The organism is Streptomyces rubellomurinus, assembly GCF_000961885.1.
In the GTDB taxonomy this organism is placed as follows: Bacteria; Actinomycetota; Actinomycetes; order Streptomycetales; family Streptomycetaceae; genus Kitasatospora; species Kitasatospora rubellomurina.
Genome location: NZ_JZKH01000377.1, coordinates 1 through 277 on the forward strand (window position 1 = coordinate 1; position 277 = coordinate 277).

Annotated in this window: 1 protein-coding gene; it reads right to left on the bottom strand. The window is 75.8% G+C overall.

Annotation, left to right across the window (positions count from 1 at the left end; genetic code table 11):
• On the bottom strand, positions 1-277 hold a 277-nt coding region (locus VM95_RS38265), incomplete at both ends, for an acyltransferase domain-containing protein (protein WP_045706390.1).

Genomic DNA, 277 nt, shown 5'->3' on the forward strand with positions numbered 1-277 from the left:
GTGCGAGGCGTAGTCGACGTCGATGCGGCGGGCGCGGATCTCCGACTGCTCGCAGTGGGCGAGGAGTTCGTCGAGCGCGTTGCCGTCCCCGGCGACCACGGTCGCGGTCGGCCCGTTGAGCGCGGCGACCGAGATCCGGCCGTTCCAGCGGGCCAGCAGCTCCTCGGCGCGGTCGCGGGGCAGCGGGAGCGAGGCCATGCCGCCCTGTCCGGCGATGGCCAGGATCGCCTGGCTGCGCAGGGCGGCGACGCGGGCGCCGTCCTCCAGGGACAGGGCT